The following is a 10,696-nucleotide window of genomic DNA, read 5'->3' as shown; positions in this document are numbered from 1 at the left end:
CCCTCGCCCTCTGGGAGAGGGGTCGGGGGTGAGGGGAACGGGCAGGGCTTTCATTGCTTGGGGGTGGCTATTAAGGCCATGCCCGTTAAAAGAACGCATTTTACCGAGTTTTAAGCGATGAAACGAACCAGAACGAGTAATGCGTGGTTGCGCGAACACGTAAATGACCCCTACGTGCAACGCGCCAAGGCCGAAGGCTATCGATCCCGCGCCTCGTTCAAGCTGATGGAAATCGATGACCGGGATCGCCTGATTCGTCCCGGTGAGGTCGTTGTTGACCTTGGAGCGACTCCCGGCGGCTGGTCGCAGGTGGCCGCCAAGCGGATGAACGGCAAAGGTCGGGTCATTGCGCTGGATTTGCTGGAGATGGACCCTTTGCACGGCGTTGATTTCATCCAGGGCGATTTTCGCGAAGAAGATGTGCTGCAACATCTGGAAACAATGTTGGCTGGGCAGAAGGTGGGGCTTGTACTTTCCGATATGGCCCCCAATATGTCAGGCATTCTTCTCTCGGATCAGGCGCGAGTCATGCATCTGGCCGAGTTGGGGCTGGAGTTTTCGCGGAACTGGCTGAAACCTGAGGGTGCTTTTCTGGTCAAAGTGTTTCAGGGTTATGGTTACGAGGACTTCGTTCGCGAAATGCGACAGGTTTTCAAAACGGTTTCATCGCGCAAACCGGATGCTTCGCGCGATCGAAGTGCTGAGGTGTATTTGCTGGGTAAGGGTTTGAAGGCCTGATTTTCCTCTTGAACGGCGCAGGCTTCACTGCCAGAATGCCTTGAGAAGCTTTACAATTACGTTTTTGTGCAATGCATATTTTTTCAGGAATCCCCTGAAGAGCAACGAGGAAGAGGTACAGCATTGAATAACATGTTCAAGAATATGGCCGTGTGGCTGGTTATCGGTCTGGTTCTGATGACGGTCTTCAACCAGTTCAATACCCGTCAGGTCGCTCAAGCCTCGATGGAATATTCGCAGTTCATGGAGGAAGTCAGTCGCGGCTCGATCACCAAGGTGGTGATCGAGGGGCGTGTGCTCAAGGCGACGACAAGCGACGGGCGGAAGCTGACCTCCTACGCGCCTCCCGATCTGTGGATGGTATCGGATCTGCTCAAGCATGGTGTCAAGGTTGAAGCCAAGCCGGAAGAGGAGCAGTCATTCCTGATGAGCATCTTCGTCAGCTGGTTCCCGATGCTGCTGCTGATTGGCGTCTGGGTGTTCTTCATGCGCCAGATGCAGGGCGGCGGACGTGGCGGTGCGTTCTCATTCGGCAAGAGCAAGGCGCGCCTGCTTGATGAGTCGACCAACAGCATCACCTTCGCCGATGTTGCCGGTTGCGACGAAGCCAAGGAAGAAGTCTCCGAACTGGTCGATTTCCTGCGCGACCCTTCAAAATTCCAGAAACTTGGTGGCCGTATTCCCAAGGGTGTGCTGCTCGTCGGCAATCCGGGAACGGGTAAAACCTTGCTGGCCAAGGCGATTGCCGGCGAAGCCAAAGTCCCATTCTTCTCGATCTCCGGTTCCGATTTCGTAGAAATGTTCGTCGGTGTCGGCGCCGCTCGTGTGCGCGACATGTTCGAGAATGCCAAGAAGCATGCGCCGTGCATCATCTTCATTGACGAGCTCGATGCGGTCGGTCGCCAGCGCGGTGCCGGTCTCGGTGGCGGTAACGATGAGCGTGAGCAGACATTGAACCAGATGCTGGTCGAAATGGACGGCTTCGAGGCCAGTGTTGGCGTCATTGTGATTGCCGCGACCAACCGTCCGGACGTGCTAGATCCGGCGCTGATGCGTCCGGGTCGGTTTGACCGTCAGGTGGTGGTGCCGCTGCCCGATATCCGTGGCCGCGAACAGATTCTCATCGTGCACATGCGCAAGGTGCCGCTGTCGCCCGACGTCAAGGCCGACATTTTGGCCCGCGGAACGCCGGGAATGTCGGGCGCCGATCTGGCTAATCTGGTCAATGAAGCCGCCTTGTTTGCCGCACGCGCCAGCAAGCGCCTGGTCGACATGGAAGACTTCGAGAAAGCCAAGGACAAGATCCTGATGGGCGCCGAGCGGCGCAGCATGGTCATGAACGAGGAAGAGCGGCGCAATACGGCGTATCACGAGTCGGGTCACGCGGTGGTTGCCAAACTGATGCCCAAGTCCGATCCGGTGCACAAGGTGACGATCATCCCGCGCGGTCGCGCGCTGGGTTTGACCATGCAACTGCCGGAAGAAGACCGCTACGCCTATGACCGGGTCTATCTGATGAGCCGCATCGCCGTGCTGTTCGGTGGTCGTATTGCCGAAGAACTGTTCATGAATCAGATGACGACCGGTGCTTCCAACGACTTCGAGCGTGCCACGCAAATGGCGCGCGATATGGTCACGCGTTACGGCATGTCCGACGCACTCGGCCCGATGGTCTATGGCGAGAACGAAGGCGAGGTTTTCCTCGGACGTTCGGTGACAACGCACAAGAACATGTCGGAAACGACGATGCAGAAGGTCGACGCTGAAATTCGCCGCATCATCGACGAGCAGTATGGATTGGCGCGCAAGGTACTCGAAGGAAACCGCGACAAGGTCGAAGCGATGACCGCTGCGCTGCTTGAACTGGAGACGATCGATTCTGACCAGATCAACGACATCATGGCAGGCAAGCCGCCACGCCCGCCGAAGATGCCGCAACCCAAGGCGACGAATTCTGCGGACACGCCTCCGCCGGATGCCGCGCCGACCGCAGCCGCACCGGCCTGAGCCGGGTGAATCAAACCAGACCGGGGGAGTAAGTTCCCCCGGTTTTTTTACGTCGGGTTTTTATGCTACGTTGCGGAAAATTTGAACTGTCCCTTGACCGGCCATTGGTCATGGGCATCGTTAACCTGACGCCGGATTCCTTCTCCGGCGATGGGTTGGCGGCCGACAACGCACAAGCCATTGCGCACGCCCGCCGTCAGATTGACGCCGGCGCTGACCTGCTTGATATTGGTGCCGAATCGTCTCGCCCTGGCGCCATTCCCGCCTCGCTTGATGAAGAATTGAGCCGCCTGCTGCCGGTGCTGGAAGCCTTGGCTGACTGTGGCGTGCCGATCTCCATCGATACCTACAAGCCGGAGGTGATGCGTGCCGCCATCTCGCATGGTGCATCGATGATCAACGACATCTTCGCCCTGCGCATGCCCGGCGCCCTGGAGGCGGTAGCCGGAGCCGATTGCGCCATTTGCCTGATGCACATGCAGGGCGAGCCGCAGACCATGCAGCAGAGTCCGGGCTATGGCGATGTGGTTGGCGAGGTACGTGATTTTCTTGGCGAGCGGGTGGCCGTCGCTGTTGCCGGAGGTATTTCGCATGATCGCCTGGTACTCGATCCGGGTTTCGGTTTCGGCAAGACGCTTGAGCACAACCTGCAATTGCTGCGTCATTTCGACAGCATCGCGATCAACGGTCTGCCGTTGCTGGCTGGTATCTCGCGCAAGTCGATGCTGGGCGTTATCACCGGTCGGCCGGTTGAGCAGCGCTTGTCGGCCAGCATCGCGGCAGGCTTGCTTGCTGCTCAGCGTGGGGCGCGCATTCTGCGCGTGCATGACGTGGCGGATACGCGTGACGCCTTGGCCGTCTGGCAGGCGGTTTGTTCCGTTTGAGGCTCCGTAGCGAACTCAGAGGCTGTGAAAAATTACCTAGCCCCTACCGCAAAGGCGCAAAGGAGCAAAGGTTTCGCAAAGAAAACCTTTGCAAACAATGGCGTTCCTTTGCTACACGGGATTTTCTTCGCGGCACGTTTTCTTTGCACCTTTGCGCCTTTGCGGTGGATTTTTGATTTTTTCTCAGGCTCTCACCCTGCCATTCAAGCTTCGCCGCAGGAAATGCGTAACGTTTTCCAGCAAGACAAGCGGGTTGCATCTCTGCTAACCTCAAGCATTGACCGCAGGGCTCTGTGAACCTGAGTTGAATCTCACTCATTGATCGGTTCGGCTGAGCAAGAAAGAAACCGGGAAAAGAAAGAAAATCGAATGGCCAAAGAAATCGAGCTTAAATTACGCCTGTCACCCGCACAGGCGCGGCGCTTGCAGGCCCACCCGGTATTGTCCGGAAACAAGCCGCAGAAGTATCAACTGCTCAACACTTATTACGACACCCCGGATTTTGACCTGCGCCAGCGCGGCATTGCGCTGCGCTTGCGGCGCAAGGGCTGGGCCGTCTGGCTGATGACGGTCAAATGCGGTGCCTCCGGTGCCGGTGGCCTGGCACAGCGCAGCGAGTGGGAAGCTCCCACCCAACCCGGCGTATTCGATTTCAGCATCGTTACCGACAGCGGGTTGCGCGAGTTTCTGGAGGCGCAGCATTCGCGTCTGCAACCCGTCTTTTCGACAGATTTCACGCGTACGGCATGGACTCTCGATCAGGCGGGGTCGGTTGTAGAATTGGCACTCGACCGGGGCAAGATCAACGCGATACCGGTTGCCGGGGATACTGCGCCAGTCAGCGAACCGCTCTGCGAAGTGGAACTGGAACTGGTTGAGGGCGCTTCGCCCGACGCGCTTTTTGATCTGGCGATAGCCTTGGCCAGCGACCTGCATCTGCACCCCGAAATAGCCAGCAAGGCGGAACGTGGCTATGCGCTGGCCGAGGGTGTGCTGGCCAATCCAGTCAAGGGGTTCGTTTCTACAGTCAACAAGGATATGTCACCGGTCGATTCTTTTCGATCGATTGCGCTATCCTGCCTGACTCAGCTTCAGCGTAATGAAGCCGGGGCCATCGCCGGGAAAAATCCGGAGTACGTGCATCAAGCCAGAGTCGCCATCCGCCGCCTGCGTTCGGCCTTCAAACTCTTCTCCCCGGTGCTCGGTGTCGACTTTGTCGAGGTTTATTCACCACGCTGGCGGGAACTGGCCAGTGGCTTGGGGAGCGCGCGCGACTGGGATGTTTTCCTGACGGAAACGCTGGCCCCGCTTGAGGAGGCTTTTCCCGGGGATGCCGATCTGGCGGTGTTGCGCGCCAAAGGCGAGGCAACCAAAGCCAAGGCCCAGGCATCGGCGGGCATTGTTTTGACGCAGAAGGATTACAGTCAGTTGTTGCTGGCTTTTTCTGCCGCCCTGTTCAGAGTCGATCCGCCAACGATCGATGCCCAAGGCAAGGCATCAGCGTTGAAGCTGCGCAAGTTCGCTGGGCGTCGGCTGCAAAAACGGGCGGAAATGATTGAACAACTTGTGAACGAACACGGCAAGATGAATGCTGAACGTCGCCATGAGCTACGAATTGCCTTCAAGAAGCTGCGCTATGCGCTCGAGTTTTTTGCGCCGATATTGCCGTGCAAGCGCTTATCGGCTTATCAACTTTCCCTTTCAACCCTGCAGGATCTGCTCGGTACCCTGAACGATCAGGTCACCGCTTCACGCCTGATCAAGGAAATGCACCCAAAAGGCGAACCGAATCCGCTGACCAGAGGCTGGATTGCCGGTCGAACCCAACTCCTGGTTACGGCGTTGAATGATGAACTGCGCGGATTCATGACCAACAGAAAACCGTGGCTTTGAGAGGGCAGTATTGTTGATTCTCAAACTAACAGCAGGCCTGGAAGTCAAGCAGGACAGTCATCTCGAAGGCCTATGCCGTGGAAGGCAATGTCCATGCGGCTCCTATGGCATGTTACGCTGAGATCGCCTATTTACGGGTGTTACAGGCAAGCGGCGCTTTTCAAGTGTGCCAGGTCTTTTCATGGCATGACACGGCTGAATATGGTGCACAATGCGCAATCAAGGGAAACCACATTCAAATAAAATAATGGCACGCATATTCGACAACATTGACCAGGACTTGCTGGGCGCTCTGCGCGCCACAATGCGAGTCTCCAAACGCTCCGATTTCTGTGTCGGTTACCTCAACCTGCGGGGCTGGCAAGCGATTGATGACTTGATAGCACCGTGGGACCCGGCGGCAGGCCAGGTGTGCCGCGTGCTGGTTGGTATGCAACGGCCACCACATGAAGAGATTCGCGAGTTGTACCGTCAGACCGACGAATCCGGCCTGATCGACAATGCCACTGCCAGCCGCCTCAAGACCCAGTTCGCAGCCCATCTGCGCGAGCAAATCACCCTCGGTATCCCCACCGGCCAGGATGAAGCGGGACTTCGCCGTCTGGCCCGCCAGTTGCGCGCCGGGCAAGTGGTGGTCAAGCTCTTCCTTCCCTACCCGCTGCATGCCAAGCTCTATCTGCTCTTTCGTGACGACCATAACAACCCGATCACCGGCTTTGTCGGCAGCAGCAACCTCACGCTGTCGGGCTTGTCGCGACACGGCGAACTCAACGTCGATGTGCTGGATCATCTGGGCACTGAGAAGCTGTCGCAATGGTTCGAATCCCGCTGGGGCGAGCGCTGGGCGCTGGACGTCTCGGCCGATCTGGCAACGATCATTGAGAACAGTTGGGCGCGCGAAGAACCCATTCCCCCGCACCAAATTTACCTGAACATCGCCTACCATCTAAGCACCGAGGCGCGCGCCGGCCTCAGCCAGTTCCGTCTGCCGGGGCGCTTTGAGCAGGACTTGTTCGAGTTCCAGAAAAGCGCGGTCAAGATTGCCGCCCGCCATCTGCATCGCCGGGGCGGCGTGATGATCGGCGATGTGGTCGGCCTGGGCAAAACCATCATGGCCACCGCGCTGGCCCGCATGTTCGAGGATGATCTGGGCTATGAAACCCTGATCATCTGCCCCAAGAACCTGGAGCCGATGTGGGAAGCTTATCGCAAGGAGTACGGCCTGCGCGGCATGGTGTTGCCTGTTTCCCAGGTGATCAGGAAGCTGCCTGACCTCAAGCGCTACCGCCTGGTGCTGATCGACGAGAGCCACAACCTGCGCAACCGCGAGGGCCGGCGCTACAAAGCCATTGCCGACTACATCAAGAGTTGCGATGCCAAAGTAATCCTGCTCACGGCCACCCCCTACAACAAGAGCAAGGCCGACCTGTCTTCCCAGTTGCGCCTGTTCATTGACGAAAAGTCCAATATCGGCATTCGCCCCGAGCGTTTCATGCGCAAGACCGGCATCAGCGAAGCCGAGTTCGAGCGCAAGTACCAGTGCCGCGTCAACTCAATCCTGGCCATTGAAAAGAGCGACGAGTTTGATGATTGGCGCGAATTGATTCGTCTCTACATGGTGCGCCGAACCCGCAGTTTCATCATCCAGCATTACACCGAGGCCGATAAGCAAGGCCGCCGTTTCATCGCCGGCAAGGATGAGGAGAAACGTTACTTCCCCGTACGCAAACCCTTGTCGCTCAAGTTCCCCGTTGACGAGGCTGACCCGGCTGACCGTTATGCCCGGCTCTATTCGCCGACCGTCGTGGACCAGATCAACGCCTTGCATGTACCGCGTTACGGGCTGGGTCTCTATGTCGACCCGCCAGCGGAAAAAATCGCCACAGCAGCCGAGCGCAAGATCATCGAAAACCTTGGCCGGGCGGGAAAACGGCTGATGGGCTTTTGCCGCACCAACCTGTTCAAGCGGCTGGAGTCCAGCGGCTTCTCATTCCTGCAGTCGATTGACCGGCACATCCTGCGCAACCAGATTTATCTCTACGCCATTGAAAACAATCTGGACTTGCCCGTCGGCGTGCTCGACGCCGGCCTGCTCGACCTAGAGCGCGTAGACGAAGATGCCGAAGGCGTCGAAGGCAACCCGGAAGACCTGCTCGATGGCCTGGTGGACGCTGTTGCCGAAACAGATGGCGTGGCGGATGGCATGGCTCGCGCCAAAGCCGTTTACCAGCAATACGCCGGCGAGTACAAGCGTCGCTTCAAGTGGATACGCCCCGGCCTGTTCAAGGATTCGCTAACCGATCATCTCGCGCAAGATACCCGGACACTCAGCCAGCTTCTGCTCGCTCAAGGCCAGTGGGACCCGGCGCACGACAAGAAACTGCAGGCCTTGCACCAGTTGATCACGCAAACCCACGGCAAGGACAAAGCGCTCATCTTTACCCAGTTCGCCGACACCGCCCGCTACCTCGCCCGCGAAGTGCGCAAGGCCGGCGTGACCCATGTCGAGGTGGCCACCGGCGCCAGTGCCGACCCCTACGCCATGGCCTGCCGCTTCTCGCCCAAGTCCAACAACAAGACCGTTGCCAAGGCCGACGAAGTGCGCGTGCTGATCTGTACCGACGTACTTTCCGAAGGGCAGAACCTGCAAGACAGCAACGTTGTCGTTAACTTTGATCTGCCGTGGGCCATCATCCGCCTGATTCAGCGGGCCGGGCGGGTGGACCGCATTGGCCAGCGGGCAGAAGAGATTTATTGCTACTCATTTTTGCCAGCAGATGGTGTTGAGCAGCTCATTCAGCTCCGCGAACGCATTCGCCAGCGATTGCTGGAAAACGCTGAAGTGGTCGGCACCGACGAAGCTTTCTTTGAAGACGAAGAAGCCGCTGTCATCCGCGACCTCTATACCGAGAAACAAGGCGTGCTGGACGATACCGACGACGAGGTCGACCTGGCCTCTTACGCCTGGCAGGTGTGGAAGCAAGCCACCGAAGGCAACCCGGATCTGGCGCGCGTCGTCGAAGCCTTGCCGCCGGTGGTCTATTCGGCCAAGGCCTTTACGCTCGACGCCACGCGCTTGCCGTTGTTCGGTGCCGATGCAATCAAGGGTGGCGCGCTGGTGTACGTCAAGTCTCCGGAAGGCAATGACCACCTGGCCTGGATCGGGTCGAATGGCCAGACCGTCACCGAGTCCCAGTTCACCATTCTGCGCGCTGCTGAATGCGCTCCAGGCACACCGGCCATGCCCCGGCTTGAAAACCATCACGATCTGGTCGCAAATGGCCTGATGCTAGCCGTGAGTCAGGATAAAGCCGTCGGCGGCGGCCTCGGTCGCCCCAGTAGCCCGCGCCGCCGTGCCTACGAGCGCCTCAAGCCCTACGCCACCGAGCAGATGAAAACCCTGTTCCGTGACGAAGAACTGGAGCGCGCCCTGGACGACATGTACCAGCGCCCCTTGCTTGAAACCGCCGCCGATCTGCTTAACCGCCTGATGCGTGGCGGCGTCAATGACGAAGAGTTATCAGAGGCCGTCAAGTCCCTGCGCGAAGAAGGTCGCCTGACCTATGCCGAAGACGACACGACCCTGCGCGAGCCGCGCGTGGTGTGCTCCATGGGCCTCATTACAGAATATCCAGAATGACCAAACTTGACTTTCCCGGTTTTGAAAAGTACCTCGGCACCTTTGACTTTGCGCGTTTATTTGTAGACGTTCTCGGCTGGAACCGCGCCCCCACCGAAGGCAGTTGGCAAGCTGATACGGCAGGAGAAACCGCCTTCACCCGCCGCACCGTTGCCGAACTGGGTGGCGTAGTCGCTATTCAGGTGGTGGTTGATGGAGGTTGGCCAGACGAGCAGCAGCGCCTCCGCGTGTGGAAGCACATTGCCCACAGCCATGTGGAAAACTTGCTGATCTTTACCGACCGCCAGGACAAAGCCTCGCAAAGCCAGTGGTACTGGGTCAAGCGGGACAAACACCCGGAGACCGGCAAACCCCGGCTTACTGCCCGCCGCCATGAATACTTTCGCGGCCAGCCCGTGGATCTGTTCGCCTCCAAACTGCAGGCCATGGTGGTGGAACTGTCCGAGCTGGATGCCACCGGCCGCCTGCCCGTGCTGGAGGCCGCACGGCGCATCCAGGCCGCGCTGGACGTGGATAAAACCACCAAAAAATTCTTCACCGCCTACCAGCAGCAACACCTGGAATTGTTGGCCCACATCAAAGGCATCGAAAACGAGCGCGAAAAACGCTGGTACGCCAGCGTGCTGCTCAACCGGCTGATGTTCGTCTGGTTCATGCAGAAGAAATTTTTCCTGGATGGCGGGAATGCGGATTACCTGAGCAAAAAATTAGAAGATAGTCAGCTACGTGGCCCCAACCGTTTCTTCGGCGAATTCCTCAACGCCCTGTTCTTTGAAGCCTTTGCCAAGCCCGAAGCGGAGCGCAGCCCACAGGCAAAAGTGCTGACGGGGAAAATCCCCTACCTCAATGGAGGCCTGTTCCTGCACCACAAGCTGGAGCTTGATGCCAGCCATACCCCGCGTGTCGGCACCACGCTAACCGTGGCCGATGCCGCGTTTGCCGGCATCTTCAAGCTGTTTGCCAGTTTTACCTGGCATCTGGATGACACGCCCGGTGGAGATGCAGACGAAATCAACCCCGATGTGCTGGGTTATATCTTCGAAAAATACATCAACCAGAAGGCCTTTGGCGCCTATTACACTCGCCCTGAAATCACCGGCTATCTGGCCGAGCGCAGCATCCACCAGATGATTCTGGAGCGCGTATATGAACCCGCCGTACCCGAACTCAAACTCAAGGAAATCAAGTTCGCCACCGTGCCGGACCTGCTGGCGCGCATGGACGCGCGCACCGCGCTCAAACTGGTTAACGAGGTTCTGCCGAGCATCACCATCCTCGACCCGGCGGTAGGTTCGGGCGCCTTTCTGGTGGCTGCGCTCAAGTGCCTGATCAACGTTTATTACGCCATCGTCGGCCGGGCCGAACTGGGCGCCAGCACCGAGCTGCAAAACTGGCTGCGCGCCATCCAGAAAGACCACCCCAGCGTCGGCTACTACATCAAGCGCCGCATTGTCACCGACAACCTGCACGGCGTAGACATCATGGAAGAGGCTTGCGAGATCGCCAAGCTGCGCCTGTTTCTGGCCATGGTGTC

6 protein-coding genes are annotated in these 10,696 nt (G+C 58.4%); all 6 read left to right on the top strand.

Annotated features, from left to right (window positions below; genetic code table 11):
* Window positions 1-117 precede the first annotated feature (117 nt).
* Window positions 118-738, top strand: a complete 621-nt coding sequence (rlmE, locus tag ACOYNV_RS22655; RefSeq protein ID WP_422902076.1) for a 23S rRNA (uridine(2552)-2'-O)-methyltransferase RlmE — start codon at window positions 118-120, stop codon at window positions 736-738.
* 123 nt (window positions 739-861) lie between these two features.
* Complete coding sequence (ftsH, locus tag ACOYNV_RS22650) at window positions 862-2,745, top strand: ATP-dependent zinc metalloprotease FtsH (RefSeq protein ID WP_422902075.1); 1,884 nt, start codon at window positions 862-864, stop codon at window positions 2,743-2,745.
* A 110-nt stretch (window positions 2,746-2,855) separates the two neighbouring features.
* A complete protein-coding gene (folP, locus tag ACOYNV_RS22645; RefSeq protein ID WP_422902074.1) occupies window positions 2,856-3,629 on the top strand; it encodes a dihydropteroate synthase in 774 nt (257 codons plus the stop codon).
* 369 nt (window positions 3,630-3,998) lie between these two features.
* The gene (locus ACOYNV_RS22640) at window positions 3,999-5,522 is read left to right on the top strand and encodes a CHAD domain-containing protein (RefSeq protein ID WP_422902073.1); all 1,524 of its coding nucleotides are present in this window, start codon (window positions 3,999-4,001) and stop codon (window positions 5,520-5,522) included.
* 247 nt (window positions 5,523-5,769) lie between these two features.
* Window positions 5,770-9,162, top strand: coding sequence for a helicase-related protein (locus tag ACOYNV_RS22635; RefSeq protein WP_422902072.1), 3,393 nt, complete (start codon window positions 5,770-5,772; stop codon window positions 9,160-9,162).
* Window positions 9,159-10,696: DNA methyltransferase (locus ACOYNV_RS22630; protein ID WP_422902071.1), on the top strand; the 1,538-nt coding region annotated here is incomplete at its 3' end. The genes ACOYNV_RS22635 and ACOYNV_RS22630, both read left to right, overlap by 4 nt.

Source organism: Propionivibrio sp., assembly GCF_049316945.1.
GTDB lineage: Bacteria > Pseudomonadota > Gammaproteobacteria > Burkholderiales > Rhodocyclaceae > Propionivibrio.
Note: the sequence above shows the minus strand (reverse complement) of the source record. Positions and strands in the feature narration are given on the sequence as shown.

Bases quoted from the DNA above. Each gene is read 5' to 3' on its own strand.
- rlmE (WP_422902076.1), top strand. From the start codon at position 118: ATGAAACGAACCAGAACGAGTAATGCGTGGTTGCGCGAACACGTAAAT.
- folP (WP_422902074.1), top strand. From the start codon at position 2,856: ATGGGCATCGTTAACCTGACGCCGGATTCCTTCTCCGGCGATGGGTTG.
- ACOYNV_RS22640 (WP_422902073.1), top strand. From the start codon at position 3,999: ATGGCCAAAGAAATCGAGCTTAAATTACGCCTGTCACCCGCACAGGCG.
- ACOYNV_RS22635 (WP_422902072.1), top strand. From the start codon at position 5,770: ATGGCACGCATATTCGACAACATTGACCAGGACTTGCTGGGCGCTCTG.